Here is a 23,838-nt window from a genome sequence, read left to right as displayed (position 1 = left end):
GATTTGAAACCGGGGTCCTATCTATTCTGTCGATTTTCCTTTGGGCGTGAAGGGCTGGCTCCTCACTCGCACGCAGTGTTTTTCGGCCAGCACTCTAGGCTTGGTATGGCCGCAGAAAGACAGGCTTGTCCTCTTGGGACAGGTCGGGCTGATAGGCATAGCCGCCGGTGTCGAAATCCCGCAGGGATTTGGGATCGGTCAGGCGATGTTGGGTGATGTATCGCGCCATCGCACCCCGCGCCTTTTTGGCAAAGAAACTGACGATCTTGGGCGTGCCGCCTTTGTCTTCCATAAAGACCGGGGTGATGACGCGCAGTTTCAGCGCTTTCAGATCCACCGCGCCGAAATATTCCTGGCTGGCGCAGTTGACCAGAACCTCGCTGCCGATCTCGGCGGCTTGCGCGTTCAACGCTTTGCTCAGCTGGTCGCGCCAGTATTCATACAAGTTCTTGCCGCGTCGTGTCTTCAGCTTGCTGCCCATCTCCAGGCGGTAAGGCTGTATCGCGTCCAGCGGGCGCAGAACGCCGTAGAGCCCCGACAGTATGCGCAGATGATCCTGGGCCCAGGCCATTTCCTGCGCGTCTAACGATGCGGCCTCAAGCCCCTGATAGGTATCGCCTGCAAAGGCCAGCGCGGCTGGGCGAACGCTCTCGCTCTCCGGTGCTTGGGCAAAAGCGCGGTACCGGTCCCGGTTCAATCGGGCCAGATCATCGCTGAGGTCCATCAGCTTTTTCAAATCACCCAAGGTCAGATTGCGCGCGGTTTTTGACAGCCGGATCGCGTCATCCTGAAAGTCAGGCTGCGTGACCGCAACATCCCGCTCTGCCCAATCCAGCCGTTTGGCCGGGGAAATCACTGTCAGCATATCCGCCCTCGTTCCTTGCCTGATGAGGGGTATCTAGCCCGCCTGTCGCAGCACGTCCAGAAAGGCAGCGCCAAACCTTTCGTGACGACGATCCCCCAGCACCTGCTCCAGCCCGCGCGGGTCGTCAGGGCGCAACTGCGCCACTTTGGCCAGCTGCGACGCCGAGCAGGTCAGAGGTTTGTCGATCCCATCAGGGCCGCGCGACAATTGCGACTGAACCTCCAGCAGTTGATCATAGATTTCGCCCTGCTCACGCCCTGCCAGTTTGCGGCGCGCGGGGTGGACAGCTTCGATAGCACCCGCGATCACCTCAAGAAATATATCGCCGTAGCGTTCCAATTTTTTGGCGCCGACCCCACCGATCCGCGCCATGTCATCCAGCGTCATCGGGCGTCTTTCCGCCATCTCGATCAGGGTGCGATCGGGGAAGATGACATAGGCCGGAACCCGCTGTGATTCCGCCAACGCGCGGCGCTTGGCCTTGAGTGCGCTCAGCAGTGGCGCATCCTCTTCCGAGACCATCGCCTTGACCGCGGGGCGGCGGGTCGCCTTTCGGATCGTGTCCTTGCGCAGGTCGATCTGCACCTCACCCTTTAGGATGGGTTTGGCGGCCTCGGTCATGCGCAGCGCGCCGTGGCGCTCAGGGTCAGGGCGCACCAGATCGTGACCCATCATTTGCCGGAAAATCGCCTGCCATTGGGGGCGGGACAAGTCCTTGCCAATGCCCCAGGTCGGCAGGCCGTCGTGGCGGCGCGCGCGGGTCTTGTCGGTCTCATGACCCAGCAGGATGTCGATCAGATGACCCGCACCGAACCATTCCTCGGTGCGCAGGATGGCGGACAGGGCCATCCGCACCGGCGTTGTGCCATCAAATACCTCGGGCGGTGTGTCGCACAGATCGCATTTGCCGCAAGGTTCAGCCTCTTCGCCGAAATAGCCCAACAGCGTTTGACGGCGGCATTTCAAAGCCTCGGCCAGACCCAGCAGAGCGTTCAGCCTTGCGTGATCGGCCATGCGCCGTTCGGGCGGGGCCAACCCTTCGTCAATCTGTGACCGGCGCAGTCTAATGTCATCGGGGCCGAACAGGGTCAGCGTCTCTGCTGGGCCACCATCGCGCCCGGCGCGGCCGATCTCTTGATAATAGGCTTCGATGGATTTGGGCAGATCTGCATGGGCGACCCAGCGGATATCCGGTTTGTCGATGCCCATGCCAAAGGCCACGGTCGCCACGACGATCAGCCCGTCTTCGCGGGCAAAGCGGGTTTCGACGATGCGGCGATCCTCGGCCTCCATCCCGCCGTGATAGTGGCAAGCCACATGACCCTCAGCGCGCAGGGCCTGCGCCAGCACTTCGGTCTTGTTGCGGGTGCCGCAATAGACGATGCCCGACTGACCTTTGCGCGCGGCGGCAAAGTCGAGCACCTGCTTGCGCGGCCCGTCCTTGGCGGCAAAGGCCAGATGAATGTTGGGCCGATCAAAGCCCCGCAGAAATTTGCGCGGCGCGGTGCCGTCGAACAGTTTTTGGACAATCTCGTCCTGTGTTTCCGCATCAGCCGTGGCGGTAAAGGCGGCAAGGGGTACGTTCAACGCGCGCCGCAGTTCGCCAATCCGCAGGTAGTCGGGGCGGAAATCATGACCCCACTGGCTGACGCAATGCGCCTCGTCCACGGCGATCATGTTGACGTTGATCCGCCGCAACATGCCCAGTGCTGACCCCGCCGCCAACCGTTCGGGCGCCATGTAAAGCAGTTTCAGCCGACCGGCTTCCAGCGCGTCCCACACCGCATCGGTTTCTTCGGGGGTGTTTCCGGATGTCAGGGCACCGGCCTCAACACCGGCCTCTTGCAGCCCGCGCACCTGATCGCGCATCAGGGCAATCAGAGGCGAGATTACCACGGTCACGCCATCGCGCATCAGCGCAGGCAGTTGAAAGCAAAGAGATTTTCCGCCACCCGTTGGCATGATGGCCAGCACGTTGTCCCCTGCGGTCACGGCATCGACAATTTCTTCCTGCCCGGGGCGGAAGGCGTCGAATCCAAAGACATCTCGCAGCATGGGTGCGGCGTCGAACATATGCGGTGTGGCCCTGTTTTTGAGGTCTGTCTGCTCTTATGGCAGGACCATCACATACTCGGATTCACGGGGCAAGAGGTCAGACGAAATAGACCGCATTGTTGATCAGGATAATCCGCAGCGCGTAGACCGCGATCAACACCACCAACGGCGTCAGATCCAGGCCGCCCATGTTGGGCAGTACGCGGCGGATCGGGCCATAGATCGGTTCCAGCAGCCGGTTCAAGCCATACCAGATCTGCGCGACCAGTTGTTGATGCAGGTTCAGCACCTGGAAGTTGATCAGCCAGCTCATGATCACATGGGCAAGAATGATGAACCAGACAATGTCCAGGATCAGCAGCAGGATTTGGATCAGCGACAGCATGGGCACTCCGTAATCAGGTTGCCTGAGACCTAAGCGGCCTTGGGCCAAAGAGCAAGCCTATGGCAACACAACGCTTGCGAAACGGGGCAAAGCCACGTCTTATGAAACAAAAGAAACAGAGGCATCGATGGCAGTGATTTCCAAGCGCAAGCGCATCTGGGGCTGGTGGTTCTTCGATTGGGCCAGCCAGCCTTACCATACGCTGCTTGTGACCTTTGTCTTTGGCCCGTTCTTTGCCGGGGTCGCTGCCGGGTACTATCAGACCTCTGGACTGGATGCCGAGGCCGCAGCGGCGCAGGCGCAGACCGTGTGGGCCAATTGCCTGACCATCACAGGGCTGATCATCGCGTTTGGTGCGCCGTTTCTGGCGGCGATGGCGGATGTGTCGGGCCGACGTATCCCGTGGATTTTTGCCTTTTCGCTTATGTACGCGGTCGGATCGGGGGCGCTGTGGTACACGATGCCGGACGGGTCGAACATGTGGCTGATGCTGTCGGCCTTTGGGCTGGGCTTCATCGGAGCGGAATACGCGCTGATCTTCGTCAACTCGCAACTTCCCGATCTGGGTGATGACAGCGAAGTGGGCGAGATTTCGGGATCTGGATTCGCCTTTGGCTATTTCGGAGGGCTGATCGCCCTGGCGATCATGCTGACGCTGTTTGTCGAACAGGGCAACGGCAAGACCCTGATTGGGATTGATCCACTGTTTGGGCTGGATGCAGCCCAACAGGAAGGCACCCGATTTGTCGGTCCGTTTACCGCGGCATGGTTCATCTTGTTCATGGTGCCGTATTTCCTGTGGGTGAGGGACGAAGACGTCGTGACCAAAACCGGCACCGTGCGCGAGGCGCTGGGCGTTCTGTCCAAGGCAGTCTCGGACCTGCGCCACCGGGTCAGCCTTGCCGGCTATCTGGCGTCATCCATGTTCTACCGCGACGCGTTGAACGGGCTTTACAGCTTTGGCGGTGTCTATGCGCGGCTGGTGCTGGAATGGGATCTCATCAAGATCGGTGTGTTTGGCATCGTCAGTGTTCTGGCTGCTGCCGTATTTTCGTGGATTGGCGGCAAGCTGGACAAAAAGTTCGGACCCAAACCGGTAATCCTGGTGACGATCTGGGTGCTGATCTTTGTCTGCGCCACCATAGTCTCGATGGACCGCACACAGGTCTTTGGAATCGCCCTGCCCGAAGGATCAGGCCTGCCGGACCTGATCTTCTTTGGCTGCGGAATTCTGATCGGCGGCATGGGTGGCATTTTGCAATCCGCCAGCCGGTCGATGATGGTACGCCACACCGATCCGGCGGCCCCTGTCGAAAGCTTCGGCCTTTATGGTCTGTCAGGGCGCGCCACGGCATTTGTTGCGCCATTGCTGATCGGAATAGCCACAACTGTAACCGGCAGCGCGCGTTTAGGGGTGTCACCGGTGATCGGGTTGTTTATTCTGGGCTTATTCCTGATGCGCTGGGTTAAACCGGAAGGGGATCAGAACCGATGATTTCACTACGTTTTTTGGCAATACTGGCCGCAATCACATTGTCCAGCGCCGCGTGTGCGCAGCCCCTGGCCAAGCAATTGTTCGGGTCGCAAAAAGTCAGCTCTGCCCAGAAACCTGCTGCTTACGGCAGTTATTCGCGCGGCTGCGCGGCGGGGTCTGTGCAACTGCCCGAAACCGGGCCCACATGGCAGGCCATGCGCCTGTCACGTAACCGCAATTGGGGACATCCCGAGGCGATTGACTATGTGCAGGACCTCAGCCGGTTTGCGGCCAAGCAACCGGGATGGAACGGGCTTTACGTGGGCGATATCAGCCAGCCGAGGGGCGGGCCCATGACTTCGGGCCACCGCAGCCATCAATTGGGTCTGGACATCGACATCTGGATGCTGCCCGGCGGTGACATGCGTCTGAGCCGCAGGGCGCGCGAGAATATCTCGTCGATTTCCCTGCGCCGATCCGAGGGGGCCTTTGTGAACGGCAATTGGACCAAACAGCACCACGCTGTGCTGCGCGAGGCGGCTAAGGACAAGCGCGTTGCCCGGATCTTTGTGTTCCCGGGTGCCAAGGTTCAAATGTGCAACGACGAAAAGGGCAACCGGGCCTATCTGCGCAAGATCAGGCCGTGGTGGGGGCACCATTATCACTTCCACGTCCGTCTGAAATGCCCGCGCGGTTCGAAAGGGTGCGTCAATCAGGATCCGCCACCCAAGGGCGATGGCTGCGCCGAGGCCCAGCAATGGGTGAACAACATCCTGAACCCTCCGCCGCCAACCCCGCCCGATCCAAATGCGCCGCCGCCGAAAAAGCGCCGGGAATACCGACTGTCTGATCTGCCCCAGCAATGCGCCGCCGTCTTGCAATCCAACTGATCGCGACGGGAGTGTTGGTCGGACCTGCCTGGGCCGTGGAAACGCGCCCGGCAAAGCGGCTGGGCAGCTATACCTGGCGGCATAACGCAGACTGGTTCGGCGGGTTTTCAGCGATCCACCTGCCCGATGGCGGGCGTCACATGTATGCGCTTAGCGACCGGTCGGTACTGGTCTCTGCCCGGATCGAGCGCGACGCTGACGGCATATCTGGGATCACCGTACAAAACCACTGGCCGCTTTTGTCCAGCTCCGGGAAAAAACTGTCTGGCCGGGCCGGAGATTCCGAGGGGCTTGCCGTTACGCCCGACGGGAGCCTCTATATCTCGTTCGAAGGTGTGCACCGTGTCGCGTATTACGCCGAACCCGGTCAAAAGGCCCGCGTTCTGCCTCGCCCGCGTGAATTTGAGCACCTGGATGGCAACGGGTCCTTCGAAAGTCTGGCCATAGATGGCAAAGGTCATCTGTATACGTTGACGGAAAAAACCCGCACTCGCCAAGGCACGATCCCGGTCTATCGCTGGGATGGTGTGGCGTGGTCCATGCCTTTTACCTTGCCCGAGCGCGGCGGGTTTCAGCCTGTAGCGGCGGATTTCGGCCCGGACGGTCGGTTTTATGTACTCGAACGTAAGGTGGACTTGATCGGGTTCCGCTCGCGCCTGCGTCGATGGGCGATCCGCGGTGATCGCCCCAGTGCCGAAGAGGTTCTGATCGACAGCGGCACCGGGGCCCATGACAACCTCGAAGGGCTTTGCGTCTGGCGGGATGCAAATGGCCGCCTGCGCGCGACCATGATCTCGGACGACAATTTCCTGGCGCTGCAACGGACCGAGCTGGTGGAATACCTCTTGCCCGATTGACAGGGCGCGGCCAAGGGTCTAAACGCACGGCTTGCCTTGGGATTCCCCCTTGGCCAAGTCGCCGCTACCTTGTCAAAACGGGCATCTGAACATGCAACGCTCTTATATTCCCGGCATTATTGCCATGGCCGCCATTGTCGTGGCCTCAAACATTCTGGTCCAGTTCCTGATCTTTGATGGGCTGTTGACCTGGGGTGCCTTCACCTATCCGCTGGCCTTTCTGGTCACCGACATCATGAACCGCGTTTATGGCGTGGCCACCGCACGCAAGGTTGTGTTCGCTGGCTTCATCACCGGCATCATCTGCTCGCTGATCGGCAGCCAGATCATGCTGCAGGGTGACGGATTCACCTATGCTGCCGTGCCGCTGCGGATTGCTGTTGCTTCGGGCACCGCCTTCCTGATCGCACAGCTGACCGACGTCACCGTATTCAACGCGATGCGCGGGGGCCGCTGGTGGCGCGCGCCATTGGTGTCGACCCTGATCGGTTCGGCGCTGGACACCGCGATCTTCTTCACCCTGGCGTTTTCGGCCTCGGTCGTCTTCTTTGGCGCAAATGCGGATGCCGCAATTAGCTGGGCGTGGGAGCCGGTTCCCTTCCTCCTGTCCGGCCCGATGGCGCCGCTGTGGGTCACGCTGGCTGTGGCTGACTGGTTGGTGAAGCTGTCGATTGCGCTGATCGCGCTGATTCCGTTCAAAGTGATCGTCGCCCGGATGACGGCGCAGCCCGCATAAAAAAGTTCTTTGAGAATGGCACAACTTGTGTCACGCTCCTTATCAACCGCAACAGATAGAAAAGGAGGTGATCCAGTGTCGAGAAAGAGATTGGAGAGAGGTGTCGGAACAACCGGGGGGATCGCCTGTTAGGGCAGCCCTTGGCGGAGCGCTCGCTCCGGCTGGTCGATTGATCTAACCGACCCGACCTCCTGAACTTTCGAAGGGCCGTCCCACCGGGGCGGCCCTTTCTGTTTCGCCCGCCGCCTTGTAAGGTCCGCCTCATGTTGCGCATCACTGACGATATCGCCCTGCAGGATTGGGAACTGACCGAAAGCTTCGTTCGGTCTTCGGGTCCCGGCGGGCAGAATGTGAACAAGGTCTCAACCGCTGTCGAGTTGCGGTTCGAGGCTGCCCGCTCACCCTCTTTGCCCGATCCAGTGAAGAACCGGCTCAAGCGACTGGCCGGGCGGCGCTGGACCAAGGACGGCGCGATCATCATCCAATGTGAGGAAACCCGTAGTCAGGCCCGCAACCGCGAGATCGCCCGCGCCCGCCTTGCTGAATTGATCGCCCGCGCATTGGTCAAACCCAAGCGCCGGATTGCCACCAAGCCCACCTATGGATCGGTCAAACGGCGGCTTGCAGCCAAAAAGGCGCGTGGAGACGTCAAGGCGCTGCGGGGCAAAGTCTCGGAAGAATAATCTGGTAACTTCGCGCGGCCTTGCTAGTCTGAGCCCTGCAAGGGAGAGCAAGACCATGAGGTTAGAGGGAAAAACCGCAATCGTCACCGGCGGCGCATCCGGGTTTGGCGCGGGCATTGTGCAAAAGTTCCTGTCCGAGGGCGCGCAGGTCATGATTGCAGATATCAACGGTGATGCGGCCCGCCATATGGCCACAGAGTCCGGTACAGCTGCTATGGCCCAGCAAGTAGATGTTGGTGACGGGACCAGCGTGCAGGCGATGGCCGACGCTGCCCGCAACGCCTATGGCAACATCGATATCCTTGTGAACAATGCCGGTGTAACCCACATGCCGACCCCGCTTGAGGATGTCTCCGAAGATGACTTTGACCACGTCTTCAACGTGAACATGAAATCCGTCTACCTGACCGCCCGCGCCTTGGTTCCCGCCATGAAAGCCCGCGGTAAGGGTGCGATCCTCAACGTTGCGTCTACCGCTGGCTTGTCGCCGCGCCCCAACCTGAATTGGTACAATGCCTCCAAAGGCTGGATGATCACGGCAACCAAAACCATGGCGGTCGAGCTCGCCCCATCGGGCGTGCGCGTCAATGCCATCTGCCCTGTGGCCGGGGAAACCCCGCTGCTCAAATCCTTCATGGGCGAAGACACCCCCGAAATGCGCGCCAAATTCCTGTCGACCATCCCGTTGGGCCGCTTCTCAACCCCCGAAGACATGGCCAATGCCGCCTGTTTCCTGTGTTCGGACGAGGCCAGTATGATCACTGGGACAGCGCTTGAAGTGGACGGAGGCCGATGCATCTGACCCGCGTCTTCATCTTTTCAAAAATACTCTCGCCGAAGGCAGCGCGCCCCGGCGCGCTTTTCAACCGACTGCCATGATCGCCGGACCCAGAAATCTGATTACAGACATCCCCGGCCTCAAGGTCGGAAACGCGCAGGACGCGGCGCTGAAATCCGGCACAACGGTCCTGACCGCAGCCCAGCCATTCACCGCATCGGTTCATGTGATGGGTGGCGCTCCAGGCACGCGAGAGACTGATCTGCTGGCCCCGGATAAAACGGTCGACCAAATTGACGCCATCGCCCTGTCCGGCGGGTCCGCCTTTGGGTTGGACGCCTGTTCCGGTGTTTCAGACGGGCTGCGCGCCGACGGGCGCGGATTTCCGGTCGGCAAAGCCAAAGTCCCGATTGTGCCCGGTGCGATCTTGTTCGATCTGATCAATGGCGGGGACAAGGACTGGGCAGACAATCCCTATCGCGCGCTTGGTAAAGCCGCCTACAAAGCGGCGTCGGAGCAGTTCGATCTGGGCTCGGTCGGGGCCGGAACCGGCGCCTTGGCGGCCATGCAAAAGGGCGGTCTGGGCTCTGCATCCTACGTGCTGGACAATGGTGTCACGGTAGGTGCATTGGTGGCGGCCAACCCGCTGGGTAGTGTTACAACACCCGGAGGACGCCATTTTTGGGCCGCACCATTTGAAGAAGGTGAAGAGTTCGGTGGCCTGGGTCCTGACCCGTCATCCGGTCAAGGACAGGTTCAACCAAGCCTCAAGGCGCAGGCCATGCAAGGGGTGCCTTCGGATAGGACAAACACGACCATTGCAATTGTCGCCACCGATGCCGCCCTGACCAAACAGCAGTGTTCTCGGCTTGCGGTGGCGTCTCATGACGGGATCGCGCGTGCAATCCTGCCGGCTCATACGCTGGGGGATGGGGATCTGGTCTTTGGTGTCAGCACCGGCGATCGCGCCTGCACGCCTGATGCGCTGGGCCTGATCGGCCATGCTGCGTCTTTGTGCCTCAGCCGTGCCATCGCGCGCGCGATCTTCCTGGCGACACCGGCAAAAGATGATTTGCTTCCTTGTTGGACTGCGCTCAACAGCTAAAGCTGATGGGTCGTGCGGGACCAGCACGATGTCGTTACGCGGCAATCTGCGCATTGACTCGGCCCAAGGCCGGTTGTCCTTTGGACACAGCCAATTCTATCGGAGCAAATGCCATGAATCGCATCCTAGCTATCGCAATGACCGGCCTGCTGGCCCTTCCGGCTTATGCTGAAGGTGACGCAGATGCTGGCAAGAAAGCGTTCAACAAATGCAAATCCTGCCATCTGATTGCAGACCCGGCGGGTGAAGTCATCGTCAAGGGCGGCAAGACCGGTCCTAACCTCTATGGTATCGCGGGGCGCACCGCAGGCACTGTTGAAGGGTTCAAATATGGCGAAAGCATCGTCGCCGCGGGTGAAAACGGCCTGGTCTGGGACGAAGAAACGTTTGTTGCGTATGCCCAGGACCCCAAAGCGTTCCTGAAGGATTATCTGGGTGAGACCTCAGCCAAGTCCAAGATGACCTTCAAGCTCAAGAAAGGCGCCAAAGACGTCTATGCCTATATCGTGAGTGTGTCCGGCGAATAATCGCACGCCTGTTTATCCAAACACTACCATTCAAAAGGCCGCAGCCCCTGCGGCCTTTCGTGCGATTGATCCAAGCGTCATTCAGCGTCACCTTGGTGCCATGCGGTTTAAAACCCGCATCCATCAACACGCACGCCAGGCCAAGCAGGCCAAAGCCATTCCACAAAGATCGCCCCTTTTGGGATCGGCTGCAGGAGAAAACCAATGGGTATGATGATTCCGGCATGGGTGGACGGTCATTTGACGCCCGTCGACAAGCTGGAGGCGCATGAAAAAGGGCTAAAGCACAAAGCCGTTTCTGTCTTTGCCGTGCGCGGCACCGAAATTCTGCTGCAACGGCGCGCGCTGAGCAAATATCACACGCCCGGCCTGTGGGCGAATACCTGCTGCACCCATCCCGATTGGAACGAAACCGCCTCCGCCTGCGCGGTGCGGCGTCTGCGCGAAGAATTGGGGATAACCGGTCTTTACCCGGAATACCGGCACCGGCTGGAATACCACGCCGATGTCGGCAACCACATGGTCGAGAACGAAGTGGTCGATGTCTTCCTTGCCCATGTCCGCGGACCCTTGAAGATCGAGCCTAATCCGGCGGAAGTCATGGATATTCGCTGGATCGATTATCATGATCTGCTGGCCGAGGTGAAACGACACCCAGACCGATTTACGCCCTGGCTCAAGATCTATTTGCACAATCATGCTGACACGATCTTTGGCCCGGACCTGATCATTTCTGCGAAATCCTGACGTGCCGGGCGAAAGCCTGTCTTGCAAGGCAGGCGCAAGCCGCCTAAATCAACGCGTCATGGCCAAGCAAAAGACAGACCCGAATTACAAAGTGATTGCCGAAAACCGGCGTGCGCGCTTCGATTATGCAATCGAGGACGATCTTGAGTGCGGCATCATGCTGGAAGGGTCCGAGGTCAAATCCTTGCGTGCAGGCGGGTCGAACATCGCCGAAAGCTATGCCTCGGTCGATGACGGCGAGCTGTGGCTGATCAACAGCTATATCGCGCCGTATGAACAGGCCAAGGTCTTCAAGCACGAAGAACGCCGTCGCCGCAAATTGCTGGTGTCGCGCAAAGAGCTGTCAAACCTGTGGAATGCGACCCAGCGCAAGGGCATGACGCTGGTGCCGCTGGTTCTGTATTTCAACCACAAGGGCATGGCCAAGATCAAAATCGGCATCGCCAAGGGTAAGAAGACCCACGACAAGCGCGAAACTCAGGCCAAGCGGGACTGGTCACGTCAGAAACAGCGCCTGCTGAAGGACCACAGTTAGAACGCCATCGTGGCCTCAACCGCCCGCTGCCAGCGCGCATAGGCGGCGTCGCGGTCGGCATCGGACAGCGCGGGTTCAAATTTGCGATCCAAGGCCCAGGTGTCGGCAAACCCGGCTTGATCGGGATAAACGCCCGCTTTCATCCCGGCCAACCAGGCGGCACCCAGCGCGGTTGTTTCCTGCATGACCGGCCGATCCACGGGCGCGCCAAGGCAGTCTGACAGACCCTGCATGGTCCAGTCCGACGCGCTCATGCCGCCGTCAACGCGCAGAGTCACGTCAGCATCCGCACCCCAGTCACCCTGCATGGCATGCCACAGGTCGCGAGTCTGGAAGGCGATGCTTTCCAGCGTTGCGCGCGCGATTTCCGCACGGCCCGAGTTGCGGGTCAGGCCAAACATGGCCCCGCGGCAGTCGGGTTTCCAATAGGGCGCGCCAAGGCCCGTGAAGGCGGGGACCAGCACAACGTGTTGATTAGGGTCTGCTTTCGGGGCCAGTTCACCGCTTTGCGGGGCGGCCTCGATTATCTGCAACGCATCGCGCAGCCATTGAACCGCAGCCCCGGCGATAAAGATCGACCCTTCTAGCGCATAGGTGCGTTTTCCGTCCAGCTGATAAGCGATGGTGGTCAGTAGGCGGTTCTTGGAAGCAACCGGCTGATCGCCCGTGTTCAACAGCGCAAAACACCCCGTGCCATAGGTCGATTTCATCATGCCCGGTTGAAAACAGGCCTGTCCGATTGTGGCGGCCTGCTGGTCTCCGGCCACGCCCAAAACAGGGATCTCATCGCCAAACAGGGTCGTGGTGCCAAAGTCCGAGGCGCAATCGCGGACTTCTGGCAGCATGGAAACGGGCACATCCAGCAATTCGCAGATATCTGCGCTCCATTTGCCTCTGTGGATATCGAACAGCATGGTGCGCGCAGCATTGGTTGCGTCGGTGCTGTGCATCCGCCCTTCGGTCAGGCGCCAGATCAGGAATGTGTCGATCGTGCCGAACAGCAACTCGCCTGCCGCTGCCCGCTCACGGGAGCCTGGGACGGTATCCAGCACCCATTTCAGCTTGGTCCCCGAGAAATAAGGGTCCAGCAACAGCCCCGTTTGCGCTGTTACGTCATCTTCGCACCCGGCGCGGCGCAGGCGTTCGCAGATCTCGGCGGTGCGGCGATCCTGCCAGACAATCGCGTTGTGGATTACCTCGCCCGTCTTGCGATCCCAAACCACAGTGGTTTCGCGCTGGTTGGTGATGCCGATCCCGGCGATCTGATCGGCTGAGATACCCGATTGGTCCATGACCTCGCGGCAGACGGCCAGAACACTGTTCCAGATATCTTCGGGGTCGTGCTCGACCCAGCCTTCCTGCGGAAAATGCTGGGGGAATTCGCGCTGCGCCGTGCCCACCCGTTGCATCTGCGCGTCAAACAGAATGGCCCGCGATGACGTAGTGCCCTGATCGATAGCCAGAATATAGGTCATGCTTGCCCTTTCCCCGTGATGTTTCGCGGAACTTTAGCGCAAACAGACGCGCCGGTGCCAGAGGGGAATTTACCCCGCCGGAACAGCGATATTGTCGATCAGCCGTACCCCATCCGCCCAGGCCGCAACGAACAGCCGGGCAGGTCGATCAGTATGGCCCAACGGCTCAAGCGTTTCAGCGCAGCGCAACTCGATATATTCAACATCGGTAAACCCCGCGTCGCGCAGCTCGGCTTTGGCCATTGGCACGAGGTCGGCAAATGCGTCGCCTGCGTGCAACCGTGCGGCCATGTCCGTCATGATCCGGTGCTTTTGGGCGGCAGTGACCAGACCCTGCGGGGACAGCCTTTGATTGCGCGACGACTTCGCAAGGCCCGAGGGTTCGCGCACCGTTGGGCATCCAATCACCTGAATGGGAATATCCAGATCCAGGGCCATTCGGCGCACGACCATAAGTTGCTGATAGTCTTTTTCCCCGAAATAGGCTCGATCCGCCTGCGTTTGCAGGAACAGTTTCGCCACCACGGTGGCCACGCCCTCAAAGTGGCCGGGACGGTTCGGCCCCTCCATCATGTCAGTCAGGCCAGATACGGTAACTGTGGTCGCAAAGCCGTCGGGATAGATTTCCTCGGGCTCGGGGACATAGATCAGATCAACGCCAAAGGGCGCCAGTTTTTCTGCATCGTCATGCTCGGTCCGGGGGTAGTTGGCCAGATCTTCGGGGCTGTTGAACTGTTTGGGGTTCACAAAGATCGTCACGATCACATGGTCGCATTCGGATTTGGCGGCTTCGACCAAGGACAAATGTCCTTGGTGCAAAGCGCCCATCGTGGGCACCACACCTACGGTTTTCCCCTGCCATTGTGACGTCCGGGCCCGCAAATCGGCAAGGCGGCGGAGGATCTGTGCTGTCATCGCGCAGACCTTTTGGCCGGGGCCTGATCGGAGAAAACATGTTCCGCCGCAGGAAAGGCCCGCGCGCGCACTTCGGCTGCGTATTCGGCGATGGCGGCCTCGGCCAGTGGCCCAAGCTCGGCATAGCGTTTGACGAATTTGGGTTTGAACGCGGTAAAGAACCCGACCATATCGTCGACCACCAAAATCTGCCCGTCGCACCCGGCCGAGGCGCCAATGCCGATGGTCGGGATTGCCACTTCGGCGGTGATCCGGTCGGCCAGACCTTGTGGGATCTTCTCTAACACGACGGAAAATGCGCCAGCTTCGGCCACGGCGCGGGCATCCTCCAGCAGGGTCTCGGCCTGCGCGTCCCGGCCCTGAACCTTGTAGCCGCCCAGCGTGTGAATGGACTGAGGGGTCAGCCCGACATGGGCCATGACGGGGATCCCGCGTTTGACTAGAAACCGGATGGTCTCGGCCATCTCAACGCCGCCTTCCAGCTTGACCGCACCCGCCCCTGTCTCGGCCATCAGCCGGGCGGCGTTGCGAAAGGCCTCGGCGGGCGTGTGCTCGTAGCTGCCAAAGGGCATGTCGATGACCATCATTGCCTTGTCCAGACCCCGCGCAACGGCCTGCCCGTGCAGGATCATCATCTCCATCGTCACAGACAGGGTCGAGTCCAGCCCATGCAGCACCATGCCGACGCTGTCGCCCACCAGAACAAAGTCGCAATGGGCATCCATCAACCGCGCCATCGGCGTAGTATAGGCGGTGAGACTGACCAGAGGCTCGCCCCCCTTTCGGGCGCGGATGTCCTGTGCGTTCGGGGCTTTTTTGCGGGCTGTGGCGCTCATGTCGTCTCGGGCAAGGTTCATGTTGCAGCGCGGCATAGCAGATGCAGCCTATTAAGCGGAACCCAGTTTGCGCGAACATTTCCTTGATTGACCCAAGGTTTGCAGGGACATTGGGTGCAGAACAGCCCATCCGAAATCAGGGCATGTCACCATTCACAGGGAGAAATTTCATGACACTGCAGACGTTTCGGTCCTTTGCGTCGGCCATTGCGGTCGGTGCCAGCCTGTTTGCCACGCAGGCCCTTGCGAAATCCGATATCACCATCGCGATACAGCTTGAGCCGCCACATCTGGACCCAACCAGCGCGGCGGCGCAGGCCATCGATTCGGTTGTCTACACCAATATTTTCGAAGGTCTGACCCGTTTCATGGGCGATGGTTCGATCGTTCCCGGTCTGGCCGAAAGCTGGGAAATCTCGGATGACGGCACGGTCTATACGTTCAAACTGCACGATGGCGTGACCTTTCATGACGGCACCACTATGGATGCCGAAGACGTCAAGTTCAGTCTGGACCGGGCCCGCGCAGATGACAGCGCCAATGCGCAGAAAGCGTTGTTTACAGGCATCGAAAGCGTCGAGGTCATGGATCCGCTGACGGTCAAGATCACCTTATCCGAGCCGAACGGAAATTTTCTGTTTAACCTGGCCTGGGGCGATGCGGTGATTGTCGCACCTGAGAGCATCGAGAACATCAAGACCAACCCGGTCGGCACCGGTGCCTATACCTTTGGCAATTGGGTGCAGGGCGACAGCATCACACTGAACCGCAATCCCGACTATTGGGGCGATCAACCCGCGTTAGAGAAAGCGACGTTCAAGTTCATCCCGGATCCGACCGCTGCCTTCGCTGCCGTTATGGCCGAAGATGTGGACTACTATGAGAACTTTCCTGCACCCGAAAACCTGCCCCAGTTCGAGGCCGATCCGCGCTTTCAGGTGCTTGTCGGCTCGACCGAGGGTGAGACGATCCTGTCCACCAACAACAAACAGGCGCCGTTTGATGACATTCTCGTCCGGCAAGCGCTGGCCCATGCCATCGACCGCCAGGCGATCATCGATGGGGCAATGTTTGGATATGGCACGCCCATTGGCACCCATTTCGCCCCCCACAACCCGGCCTATGTCGAACTGACCGGCAATTCCGCTTATGACCCGGACAAAGCGCGGGCCCTGTTGGCCGAGGCAGGCTATGCCGACGGGTTTGAAACCACATTGCACCTGCCGCCGCCGTCTTATGCACGTCGCGGAGGTGAAATCATCGCAGCCCAGTTGGCAGATGTGGGGATCACCGCCGAGATCATCAACGTGGAATGGGCACAATGGCTGGAATCGGTCTTCAAAGGCAAAGAGTTCGACCTGACCATTGTCAGCCATACCGAACCGATGGACATCAACATCTATGCGCGGCCTGACTATTATTTCCAATATGAAAGCACCGATTTCCAGGCGCTGATGGATACGCTGAACATGACCACTGATCCTGAGGAGCGCGCCCGTCTGATGGGCGAGGCACAACGCCTGATCGCGGATGACTATGTGAACGGCTACCTGTTCCAGCTGGCCAAGCTGGGCGTGGCCAAAGCCGGTATTCAGGGTCTGTGGGCGAACGCTCCGACCGCGGCCATCGACCTGACCGCGATCAGCTGGGACGAATAGACTGCACGGCCGAGAGAGGGACAAAACGATGAGGCCCTTCTTCACCGCGCTGGTCGTGGCGGTGCTGGCGTTGGTGGCACCGCAGGCCAAAGCAGATTCGCCCCTGGAGCAGGCGGTCGCGCTTTGGCTGGCCGGAAACGATGCGCAGGCATTACCCTTGTTGGCAAAGCTTGCCAACGATGGGAACGCCCAGGCTCGTCTTTTGCTTGGAAGGATCGAGACGGCGGATCTTGGACCCTCCCCTTATCGGCAGTCCCTGACGCCCGAGCAATCGCGTGCGCTGTTTCGCTTGCGGGATCACAGCAACTTTGGCCGCTCATGGCTAAGGGTCGAGGCTGACGCGGGCAATCCGCTGGCGCAAGCACTGCTGGCGGCCAAACGCCCCACGCCAGATCCGTATCTGATCAAACAGCTCAACGCGTCGGGAGAGCACCAGGCCACCGACTATCCGACACGCATCGCGGCGCTTTATGGTGATGCTGACCTGCGTGCGCATCTATTGGCTGATGCAGGTCTGATGTGGGACCTCAAGCCCTATCTGACCTATCTGTCTGTCGAGCCCGAGCCGCGCGGTGACGGTCTGGCTGCTTTGCGGCATATTCAGCCCGAACCGGTCAAAGCCTCTTCGGATCAGGCGCTGGGCATGGCCGGTGTGTTGGCGCTTGGCCTGGGATACGGCGACCTTTCCCCTGAAAATCCCTGGCGCGGGGCAGTTGAAAGCTGGTTGATGACGTCTGAGGCAACGCGCCCGGTGGCACAGCTATGCTCGGATCAGTGCGAAAACGAGGCCCCAGCCTGCGCTTTTGCGTTTCTTGCCCTGTCGGGGGGGTATTTCGAGGTCATCCGCATCGATAGCCCACTGGAAACCGTAATCCCGCAGGATCGATTTCTGGACAGCCCACGCGCACGGCTGATGGTCTTGCGCCGCGCGGCCTTGGCCCGGACAGAGACCAACCTTGAATGGCTGGCCGACAGCGCGCCAGCGGCACAGCTTTCGTCCTGTGCGATAGATTTGGTCCGAAAGGAACGCTTGCTCTACAAGTAGGTGTTGCACCGGCAAAGCCCGGGCACTTAACCTGTTGCCAATGCTACGCTACGCGCTCAAACGTTTGATTTCATTACTTGTCAGCCTTGTGGTTGCCTCGGTCGTGATCTTTGCAGTGATCGAGGTTGCACCGGGTGATCCGGCGTCGTTCATGCTGGGCGTCAACGCGCAAGAGGATACGCTGGCCGCCCTCCGGGCCGAGCTGGGCTTGGATGTGTCGAAAACCCAGCGGTATTTTAACTGGGTCGGCGGGATGCTGACCGGAGATTTTGGCACCTCATACACCTATCGCACACCAGTGTCGCAGATGATCGCGGACCGGTTGTGGGTGTCGCTGCCGCTGGCGCTTTATGCGCTGACCCTGTCCACCTTGATCGCCTTTCCCTCCGGGATCTATGCCGCCGCGCGCCGTGGTAAGCCGGGTGATGTGGCGGTTATGGGGGCAACGCAGTTGGGCATCGCCGTACCCAATTTCTGGTTTGCAATGATGCTTGTACTGATTTTCGCCATCAACCTGCGTTGGTTCAATGCCGGTGGTTTTGCCGGGTGGGAGACCGGGATCTGGGCCGGGCTGCATTCGCTGACATTGCCTGCCATCGCCTTGGCGTTGCCACAGGCGGCGATATTGGCGCGGGTCATGCGTTCGGCCCTGTTGGATATTCTGGGCGAGGATTTCATGCGCACCGCGCGGGCCAAAGGCCTTACCCGTCGACAGGCGCTGTGGCGGCACGGGGTGCGCAATGCGCTAATCCCGGTGCTGACCATCATCGGGTTGCAATTCTCGTTCCTGCTGGCGGGCTCGATCATTATCGAGCAGGTATTCTATCTGCCCGGCCTTGGGCGACTTGTGTTTCAGGCCATCTCGGCCCGTGATCTGATCGTCGTCGAATCCGTTGTCATGCTGCTGGTTTTTGCCGTGATCACCGTGAACTTCCTGGTCGATCTTGCCTATGCCGCCGTTGATCCGCGGCTGAGGAGCCGAACATGAGCCGCAATCTCATCCTTGGCGCGGCGCTGTCGTCGCTGGTTGTGCTGGCGGCGTTGACTTCCTTCGTCTGGACACCCTATGACCATGCGGCTTTGGACATCCCGTCCAAGCTGCAAGTGCCAAATGCGCAAAACTGGTTCGGCACCGATCATTTCGGGCGCGACATGTTCTCGATGATCATGGTGGGCGCGCGGACCTCGATCGCCGTGGCGCTGGTCGCGGTTGGGATTGGCATGGCGCTGGGCGTGCCGCTGGGCCTGTGGGCGGCCGCGCAAAAGGGGTTGTGGCTGGACGAGGTGATCATGCGCGGCAATGACCTGATCTTTGCCTTCCCGTCGCTGGTTATTGCCATCCTGATCACTGCCGTGTTTGGCGCAGGGGCGATCAATGCGATCATCGCCATCGGCATCTTCAACATTCCCGTCTTCGCCCGCATCACCCGTGGCGCGGCCCTTTCGCTGTGGGAGCGTGAGTTCATTTTGGCCGCCCGTGTGTCGGGCAAAGGCGCGGCACGTATTTCTGCGGAACATATCCTGCCCAATGTGGCCAATCTGTTGATTGTGCAGGGCACCATCCAGTTCAGCCTGGGTATTCTGGCCGAAGCCGGGTTGTCCTATGTCGGGTTAGGGGCGCAACCACCGACACCCAGCTGGGGTCGGATGCTGGCCGATGCGCAGACAATGGTCAGTTTTGCCCCGCATTTGGCTCTGATTCCCGGCTTGGCGATCATTGTCACGGTACTGGGCCTGAACCTGCTGGGGGACGGGCTGCGCGACTGGCTGGACCCAAGGATCAGGGTGGCCCGCGCATGAGCTTGCTGGATGTCAAAGACCTGTCGGTCACCATTCACGATCAGCCGATCCTGAAGCAGGTGAACCTGTCCATCAATCCGGGTGAGATCGTGGCCGTCACTGGCGAAAGCGGCTCGGGCAAGTCGATGACGGCGCTGTCGGTGATGCAGCTGCTGCCAAATGGGGCCGGGATTCAAGGCGCGATCCAATTGGATGCGCAGGAACTGGTGGGTCACCCCGAGGAACAGATGTGTGCCTTGCGCGGGGCGGCCATTGGCATGGTGTTTCAGGAACCGATGACGGCCCTGAACCCGGTTAAGACCATCGGGGATCAGGTGATGGAGACCATCCTGATCCACAAGGCCATGCCCCCTGATCAGGCGCGGGACAGGGTCAAAGAGGTTCTGGCCCGCGTCGGTCTGCCATCAGACCGTTTCCCCCTGTCACGCTATCCGCACGAGCTGTCGGGCGGGCAACGGCAGCGAGTGGTGATCGCGATGGCCATCGCCCTGCGCCCCCGCCTGTTGATCGCCGACGAACCGACCACCGCGCTGGATGTCACGACGCAGGCGCAAATCCTCAATCTGCTCAAAGGGTTGGTGTCCGAGTTCGGGATGGGGATGCTGATGATCACCCATGATCTGGCCGTGGTGTCGGACATGGCGGACCGCATCGTCGTCATGCGCCATGGTGAAGTCGTCGAGACCGGTGCGACCGACCATCTGCTGCAACATATGCAGCACCCCTATACCCGGATGTTGTTCGCAGCCTCTGGCCATCAGGTCGCGTTGCCCACGGCACCAGTTCCGCGACCCTTGCTGGAAGTCACGAATGTAGTTCGGGACTATCGCCTGCCGCGAAATAAACTGTTTGAGCCACCCAACCATCACCGCGCGGTTGATGGTATAAGCTTTACCTTGAACACAGGTGAGCGCTTGGGGTTGGTCGGAGAGTCTGGTTGTGGAAAATCGACACTAACTCGGGCCATTTTGGGACTTGAAGAGGTTCAAAGCGGACAAATCTTGTTGGATGGCAGGCCGGTCTTTTCTGGACACAAGCCGGATCTTTCGGTGCGGCGCAAGATGCAGGTGGTGTTTCAGGACCCTTACGGCAGCTTCAACCCCCGCCATCGCGTGTCGCGCCTGATCACCGAGCCGTTTCACCTGCTGCAAACGCAACCCTCGGCATCTGAACGGCAGGATCGCATTGCCGAGATGCTGACCGCCGTGGGCCTGTCCCCCGATGATGCGGATCGCTATATCCATGAGTTTTCGGGCGGACAGCGTCAGCGTATTGCCATTGCCCGTGCCCTGATCATCCGCCCCGAATTGATCCTGTTTGACGAGGCGGTTTCGGCTCTTGATGTCTCCGTGCGGGCGCAAATCCTGGATTTGCTGGCTGAACTCTGCGCGGAATACAACCTGACCTATCTGTTCATCAGCCACGATCTAAGCGTTGTGCGCACGATCACCGATCGTGTCATGGTCATGCAGGCGGGCCAAATTGTCGAACAGGGCATGACCGAAGATGTCTTTACCGACCCCCAGCATCCCTATACCCAAAAGCTGATTGCGGCTGCGCCAACCTTGCCGGAAATCAGAACAGGTGCCGCTTGAAACCCCTAGTTAGAGCCTGAATCGGAGTGTCCAATGACCCAAATGCCATGGTTTGATCCGTCCCTTTGCCTGATCCGAGGGCAATGGGTTGCTCCGACCTCGGGCACTACATTGCCCCTGATCAACCCATCCGACGGGGTCGAGATTTGCCAGATTGCGCGTGGCGATGCAGCGGATATCGACGCTGCGGTCACGGCTGCTCGGGCCGCATTGAACGGCGAATGGGGGCGGATGCCCGCGTTCGAGAGAGGTCGCATTCTGACGCGGCTGGGGCAGTTGGTTCTGGATCGCGTCGATGACCTTGCACAGCTTGAGGCCATGGATGTGGGCAAACCGCTGACTCAGGCGCGTGCGGATGCGGTGGCGCTTGCGCGGTATTGCGAATTTTACGGCGGGGCAGCGGATAAGGTGACGGGCGAAACCATCCCCTATCTGGACGGCTACACCGTCTATACCCTGCGCGAACCGCACGGCGTGACGGGGCATATCGTGCCGTGGAACTATCCCATGCAGATCATCGGGCGTTCCGTGGGTGCGGCGCTGGCGATGGGCAATGCCTGCGTGCTAAAACCGGCGGAAGAAGCCTGCCTGACCGCGCTCGCATTTGCGCATCTTGCGGTCGAGGCTGGATTGCCCGCCGGCGCGCTGAACGTCGTGCCGGGTTTGGGGGCCGAGGCCGGTGCGGCGCTGTCCGGACATCCCGGCATTGATCATATCTCGTTCACCGGTTCGGTTGCGACCGGCGCGCTGGTGCAGCAGGCCGCCGGACGAAATGTGGTGCCGGTGACGCTGGAGCTGGGAGGAAAGTCCCCGCAGTTGGTCTTTGACGATGCTGATCTGGACGCGGCGCTGCCGTTTCTGGTGAATGCGGGCATCCAGAATGCGGGTCAGACCTGTTCGGCCTCATCGCGGATACTGGTGCAGCGTGGCGTGTATGACGAGGTCAAAACCCGCATGGCTCAAGCATATCAGCAATTGACGGTTGGCCCGGCCCAGGATGATCTGCGGGTTGGCCCATTGATCTCGGCGAGGCAAAAAGAAATCGTCAGCCGTTTTCTTGAGAAAGGCGCGGATCTGACAATCGCCGCCCAAGGTCATATCGTCGACGATGCGCCTGAAACCGTGGCTTATGTGCGCCCAACGCTGTTTGCGGATGTCGCGCCCGACCATGTTCTGGCGCAGGATGAAATCTTTGGCCCGGTTCAGGTTCTGATCCCGTTTGACACCGAAGAACAGGCTCTAACCATAGCGAATAGCACCGATTATGGCCTTGTCGCCAGCGTCTGGACCCGTGATGGTGCGCGCCAGATGCGATTGGCCAAAGGGCTGCGATCCGGGCAGGTCTTTCTGAACAACTATGGCGCGGGCGGTGGAGTTGAGCTGCCCTTTGGCGGTGTTGGCAAATCCGGCCATGGCCGCGAAAAAGGGTTCGAGGCGCTTTTCGGGTTCTCCCAGCTGAAGACGGTCGCAGCCTATCACGGCTAAGCTCAGACGATCACCTCGATGGGTTGCTGAGCACCCACGCCGAAAACCCTTTTGTACCGTTCGATCTGATCGGCGGGGCCCATGGCTTTTTCAGGGTTGTCCGACAATTTCACCGTGGGCCGCCCATTTGCGGACACGGCTTTGCAGACAAGAGAAAACGGCGCCAACGCATCATTCGGGACAAGGCCGCGGAAATCGTTGGTCAACAGAGTGCCCCAACCGAATGAGGCGTTGACCCGACCGGCAAACTGCGCGTGCAGGTCCTTGATCTTGTCGACGTCCAGCCCATCGGAAAAGATGATCCGCTTCTGCGTCGGGTCCTCGCCTCGTGATTTCCACCAGTCGATTGCGATCTCACCGCCGGTGGCGGGATCGCCACTGTCGACCCGGATACCTGTCCAACCCGCCAACCAGTCCGGCGCGCGATCCAGAAACCCCTTGGTGCCATAGGTGTCAGGCAGGATGATGCGCAGGTTGCCATCATGTTCTTCGTGCCAGTCGCTGAGAACGTCATAGGGCGCCTGGGCCAGTTCCTCGTCATTTTCGGCCAGCGCAGAATACACCATCGGCAATTCATGGGCGTTGGTGCCGATGGCCTCAACCTCGCGCCGCATGGCGATCAGGCAGTTTGATGTACCGGTAAATGCAGGCCCCAGCCCTTCGATCATCGCCTGTACGCACCAGTCCTGCCACAGGAAGGAATGGCGGCGCCGGGTGCCAAAGTCGGCGATTCCAAGGCCTTCGATCCCGCGCAATTGGTCGATCTTTTCCCAGACGCGGGTCATCGCGCGGGCGTATAGCACCTGCAGTTCGAACCGGCGCATGTCGTTCAGCACCGCGCGCGAGCGCAGTTCCATCAACACCGCCAGCGCGGGGATTTCCCACAGCATGACCTCGTGCCACTTGCCCTCAAAGGTCAATTCGTACTGATCGCCCCGGCGTTCCAGGTGATAGGGCGGCAAGCGTAGATCCTCGAACCATTCCATGAAATCCGACCGGAACATCTGACGTTTTCCATAGAACGTATTGCCGCGCAGCCAGGTGCTTTCGCCGCGGCTGAGACTCAGGGATCGGATATGGTCCAACTGTTCGCGCAGCTCGCCTTCGTCGATCAAACGGGCCAGCGGCACGTGATTCGAGCGGTTGATCAGCGAAAATGTGACATCGGTTTGGGGCTTATTTCGAAACACTGACTGGCACATCAGCAGTTTGTAGAAATCCGTGTCGATTAAAGACCTTACAATCGGGTCTATCTTCCATTTGTGATTGTAGACGCGCGTCGCAATGTCGACCATAGGGGGCTCCTGCAATTTCTGTTGTTAGATCAATCGACGCGGTGATTGGCAAGAGTCGCCAAATTGGTAACAATGCCTAGGTCAAGTCACATTGCGG

General features: G+C 60.0%; 23 protein-coding genes. 16 read left to right on the top strand and 7 right to left on the bottom strand.

The genetic code is table 11. The features are described from left to right. Positions 1-94: 94 nt before the first annotated feature. From yaaA to ACR0AG_RS14600, 3 genes are all read right to left on the bottom strand, one after another. Complete coding sequence (gene yaaA / locus ACR0AG_RS14610) at positions 95-865, bottom strand: peroxide stress protein YaaA (RefSeq protein WP_480840154.1); 771 nt, start codon at positions 863-865, stop codon at positions 95-97. 33 nt (positions 866-898) lie between these two features. Continuing rightward, positions 899-2,938 (bottom strand): DNA helicase RecQ, encoded by a 2,040-nt coding sequence (gene recQ, locus ACR0AG_RS14605; RefSeq protein WP_480840152.1) that lies wholly within the window; start codon positions 2,936-2,938, stop codon positions 899-901. Between the two features lie 79 nt (positions 2,939-3,017). Then, a complete protein-coding gene (locus ACR0AG_RS14600) occupies positions 3,018-3,305 on the bottom strand; it encodes a YggT family protein (protein WP_480523002.1) in 288 nt (95 codons plus the stop codon). Positions 3,306-3,432: 127 nt separating this feature from the next. On the opposite strand from ACR0AG_RS14600, the gene ACR0AG_RS14595 reads away from it, so the two are divergent. From ACR0AG_RS14595 to smpB, 10 genes are all read left to right on the top strand, one after another. Further along, positions 3,433-4,800, top strand: coding sequence for an MFS transporter (locus tag ACR0AG_RS14595; RefSeq protein WP_480840149.1), 1,368 nt, complete (start codon positions 3,433-3,435; stop codon positions 4,798-4,800). Next, positions 4,797-5,669: a penicillin-insensitive murein endopeptidase gene (mepA, locus tag ACR0AG_RS14590; protein WP_480840147.1), complete on the top strand. Its 873-nt coding sequence runs from the start codon at positions 4,797-4,799 to the stop codon at positions 5,667-5,669. Before ACR0AG_RS14595 ends, mepA begins: the two co-directional genes overlap by 4 nt. Beyond that, on the top strand, positions 5,642-6,526 hold the full coding sequence (locus ACR0AG_RS14585) for an esterase-like activity of phytase family protein (protein ID WP_480840145.1): 885 nt from the start codon (positions 5,642-5,644) through the stop codon (positions 6,524-6,526). Before mepA ends, ACR0AG_RS14585 begins: the two co-directional genes overlap by 28 nt. 91 nt (positions 6,527-6,617) lie before the next feature. Further along, entirely contained in the window at positions 6,618-7,262 is a 645-nt protein-coding gene (locus tag ACR0AG_RS14580) for a queuosine precursor transporter (RefSeq protein WP_480840143.1), read from the top strand. Positions 7,263-7,525: 263 nt separating this feature from the next. Then, on the top strand, positions 7,526-7,945 hold the full coding sequence (arfB, locus tag ACR0AG_RS14575; RefSeq protein WP_480840140.1) for an alternative ribosome rescue aminoacyl-tRNA hydrolase ArfB: 420 nt from the start codon (positions 7,526-7,528) through the stop codon (positions 7,943-7,945). Positions 7,946-8,000: 55 nt separating this feature from the next. Further along, positions 8,001-8,747 (top strand): SDR family oxidoreductase, encoded by a 747-nt coding sequence (locus tag ACR0AG_RS14570; protein WP_480840138.1) that lies wholly within the window; start codon positions 8,001-8,003, stop codon positions 8,745-8,747. 73 nt (positions 8,748-8,820) lie between these two features. Then, complete coding sequence (locus ACR0AG_RS14565) at positions 8,821-9,828, top strand: P1 family peptidase (RefSeq protein ID WP_480840136.1); 1,008 nt, start codon at positions 8,821-8,823, stop codon at positions 9,826-9,828. Positions 9,829-9,941: 113 nt separating this feature from the next. Then, positions 9,942-10,355 carry a c-type cytochrome gene (locus ACR0AG_RS14560; RefSeq protein WP_480840134.1) on the top strand — a complete coding sequence of 138 codons (414 nt, stop codon included), beginning with the start codon at positions 9,942-9,944 and terminating at the stop codon, positions 10,353-10,355. Positions 10,356-10,559: 204 nt separating this feature from the next. Beyond that, positions 10,560-11,102 carry an isopentenyl-diphosphate Delta-isomerase gene (locus ACR0AG_RS14555; RefSeq protein WP_480840132.1) on the top strand — a complete coding sequence of 181 codons (543 nt, stop codon included), beginning with the start codon at positions 10,560-10,562 and terminating at the stop codon, positions 11,100-11,102. Between the two features lie 58 nt (positions 11,103-11,160). Then, the gene (gene smpB, locus ACR0AG_RS14550; RefSeq protein WP_170568500.1) at positions 11,161-11,637 is read left to right on the top strand and encodes an SsrA-binding protein SmpB; all 477 of its coding nucleotides are present in this window, start codon (positions 11,161-11,163) and stop codon (positions 11,635-11,637) included. On the opposite strand, the gene glpK is transcribed toward smpB, so the two are convergent. The 3 genes from glpK to panB all read right to left on the bottom strand — a co-directional run bounded on the left by glpK (position 11,634) and on the right by panB (position 14,863). Next, positions 11,634-13,112 (bottom strand): glycerol kinase GlpK, encoded by a 1,479-nt coding sequence (gene glpK / locus ACR0AG_RS14545; protein WP_480840129.1) that lies wholly within the window; start codon positions 13,110-13,112, stop codon positions 11,634-11,636. The genes smpB and glpK overlap by 4 nt on opposite strands. 69 nt (positions 13,113-13,181) lie before the next feature. Continuing rightward, positions 13,182-14,027, bottom strand: a complete 846-nt coding sequence (gene panC / locus ACR0AG_RS14540; protein ID WP_480840127.1) for a pantoate--beta-alanine ligase — start codon at positions 14,025-14,027, stop codon at positions 13,182-13,184. Next, a complete protein-coding gene (panB, locus tag ACR0AG_RS14535) occupies positions 14,024-14,863 on the bottom strand; it encodes a 3-methyl-2-oxobutanoate hydroxymethyltransferase (protein WP_480840124.1) in 840 nt (279 codons plus the stop codon). Before panB ends, panC begins: the two co-directional genes overlap by 4 nt. A gap of 170 nt (positions 14,864-15,033) precedes the next feature. Here panB and ACR0AG_RS14530 point away from each other — a divergent pair, with 170 nt between their 5' ends. The 6 genes from ACR0AG_RS14530 to ACR0AG_RS14505 are packed head-to-tail and all read left to right on the top strand — an operon-like array spanning position 15,034 to position 22,446. Then, positions 15,034-16,521, top strand: coding sequence for an ABC transporter substrate-binding protein (locus tag ACR0AG_RS14530; protein WP_480840122.1), 1,488 nt, complete (start codon positions 15,034-15,036; stop codon positions 16,519-16,521). Between the two features lie 28 nt (positions 16,522-16,549). Then, entirely contained in the window at positions 16,550-17,566 is a 1,017-nt protein-coding gene (locus ACR0AG_RS14525; RefSeq protein WP_480840120.1) for a hypothetical protein, read from the top strand. A 40-nt stretch (positions 17,567-17,606) separates the two neighbouring features. Then, positions 17,607-18,554, top strand: a complete 948-nt coding sequence (locus ACR0AG_RS14520; RefSeq protein WP_480840118.1) for an ABC transporter permease — start codon at positions 17,607-17,609, stop codon at positions 18,552-18,554. Next, the gene (locus ACR0AG_RS14515) at positions 18,551-19,366 is read left to right on the top strand and encodes an ABC transporter permease (RefSeq protein ID WP_480840116.1); all 816 of its coding nucleotides are present in this window, start codon (positions 18,551-18,553) and stop codon (positions 19,364-19,366) included. The genes ACR0AG_RS14520 and ACR0AG_RS14515 overlap by 4 nt, the downstream gene beginning before the upstream one ends. Beyond that, positions 19,363-20,961 carry an ABC transporter ATP-binding protein gene (locus ACR0AG_RS14510; RefSeq protein ID WP_480840114.1) on the top strand — a complete coding sequence of 533 codons (1,599 nt, stop codon included), beginning with the start codon at positions 19,363-19,365 and terminating at the stop codon, positions 20,959-20,961. The genes ACR0AG_RS14515 and ACR0AG_RS14510 overlap by 4 nt, the downstream gene beginning before the upstream one ends. A gap of 33 nt (positions 20,962-20,994) precedes the next feature. Continuing rightward, a complete protein-coding gene (locus ACR0AG_RS14505) occupies positions 20,995-22,446 on the top strand; it encodes an aldehyde dehydrogenase family protein (protein ID WP_480840111.1) in 1,452 nt (483 codons plus the stop codon). A gap of 2 nt (positions 22,447-22,448) precedes the next feature. On the opposite strand, the gene pncB is transcribed toward ACR0AG_RS14505, so the two are convergent. Beyond that, positions 22,449-23,741 (bottom strand): nicotinate phosphoribosyltransferase, encoded by a 1,293-nt coding sequence (pncB, locus tag ACR0AG_RS14500; protein ID WP_480840109.1) that lies wholly within the window; start codon positions 23,739-23,741, stop codon positions 22,449-22,451. Between the last annotated feature and the right edge of the window lie 97 nt (positions 23,742-23,838).

Source organism: Ruegeria sp. H6 (assembly GCF_056532975.1).
The sequence above is the reverse complement of the archived record's forward strand: the minus strand, read 5'-3'. Positions and strand labels throughout refer to the sequence as shown.

What these genes read in the sequence shown, in the direction of transcription:
- ACR0AG_RS14560 (WP_480840134.1), top strand. Translation starts at nt 9,942, where the DNA reads ATGAATCGCATCCTAGCTATCGCAATGACCGGCCTGCTGGCCCTTCCG.
- ACR0AG_RS14520 (WP_480840118.1), top strand. Translation starts at nt 17,607, where the DNA reads ATGCTACGCTACGCGCTCAAACGTTTGATTTCATTACTTGTCAGCCTT.
- arfB (WP_480840140.1), top strand. Translation starts at nt 7,526, where the DNA reads ATGTTGCGCATCACTGACGATATCGCCCTGCAGGATTGGGAACTGACC.
- ACR0AG_RS14510 (WP_480840114.1), top strand. Translation starts at nt 19,363, where the DNA reads ATGAGCTTGCTGGATGTCAAAGACCTGTCGGTCACCATTCACGATCAG.
- ACR0AG_RS14555 (WP_480840132.1), top strand. Translation starts at nt 10,560, where the DNA reads ATGGGTATGATGATTCCGGCATGGGTGGACGGTCATTTGACGCCCGTC.
- ACR0AG_RS14525 (WP_480840120.1), top strand. Translation starts at nt 16,550, where the DNA reads ATGAGGCCCTTCTTCACCGCGCTGGTCGTGGCGGTGCTGGCGTTGGTG.
- ACR0AG_RS14600 (WP_480523002.1), bottom strand. Translation starts at nt 3,305, where the DNA reads ATGCTGTCGCTGATCCAAATCCTGCTGCTGATCCTGGACATTGTCTGG.
- ACR0AG_RS14570 (WP_480840138.1), top strand. Translation starts at nt 8,001, where the DNA reads ATGAGGTTAGAGGGAAAAACCGCAATCGTCACCGGCGGCGCATCCGGG.
- panB (WP_480840124.1), bottom strand. Translation starts at nt 14,863, where the DNA reads ATGAGCGCCACAGCCCGCAAAAAAGCCCCGAACGCACAGGACATCCGC.
- ACR0AG_RS14595 (WP_480840149.1), top strand. Translation starts at nt 3,433, where the DNA reads ATGGCAGTGATTTCCAAGCGCAAGCGCATCTGGGGCTGGTGGTTCTTC.
- recQ (WP_480840152.1), bottom strand. Translation starts at nt 2,938, where the DNA reads ATGTTCGACGCCGCACCCATGCTGCGAGATGTCTTTGGATTCGACGCC.
- smpB (WP_170568500.1), top strand. Translation starts at nt 11,161, where the DNA reads ATGGCCAAGCAAAAGACAGACCCGAATTACAAAGTGATTGCCGAAAAC.
- ACR0AG_RS14530 (WP_480840122.1), top strand. Translation starts at nt 15,034, where the DNA reads ATGACACTGCAGACGTTTCGGTCCTTTGCGTCGGCCATTGCGGTCGGT.
- ACR0AG_RS14565 (WP_480840136.1), top strand. Translation starts at nt 8,821, where the DNA reads ATGATCGCCGGACCCAGAAATCTGATTACAGACATCCCCGGCCTCAAG.
- glpK (WP_480840129.1), bottom strand. Translation starts at nt 13,112, where the DNA reads ATGACCTATATTCTGGCTATCGATCAGGGCACTACGTCATCGCGGGCC.
- mepA (WP_480840147.1), top strand. Translation starts at nt 4,797, where the DNA reads ATGATTTCACTACGTTTTTTGGCAATACTGGCCGCAATCACATTGTCC.
- pncB (WP_480840109.1), bottom strand. Translation starts at nt 23,741, where the DNA reads ATGGTCGACATTGCGACGCGCGTCTACAATCACAAATGGAAGATAGAC.
- ACR0AG_RS14585 (WP_480840145.1), top strand. Translation starts at nt 5,642, where the DNA reads ATGCGCCGCCGTCTTGCAATCCAACTGATCGCGACGGGAGTGTTGGTC.
- ACR0AG_RS14515 (WP_480840116.1), top strand. Translation starts at nt 18,551, where the DNA reads ATGAGCCGCAATCTCATCCTTGGCGCGGCGCTGTCGTCGCTGGTTGTG.
- panC (WP_480840127.1), bottom strand. Translation starts at nt 14,027, where the DNA reads ATGACAGCACAGATCCTCCGCCGCCTTGCCGATTTGCGGGCCCGGACG.
- yaaA (WP_480840154.1), bottom strand. Translation starts at nt 865, where the DNA reads ATGCTGACAGTGATTTCCCCGGCCAAACGGCTGGATTGGGCAGAGCGG.
- ACR0AG_RS14505 (WP_480840111.1), top strand. Translation starts at nt 20,995, where the DNA reads ATGACCCAAATGCCATGGTTTGATCCGTCCCTTTGCCTGATCCGAGGG.
- ACR0AG_RS14580 (WP_480840143.1), top strand. Translation starts at nt 6,618, where the DNA reads ATGCAACGCTCTTATATTCCCGGCATTATTGCCATGGCCGCCATTGTC.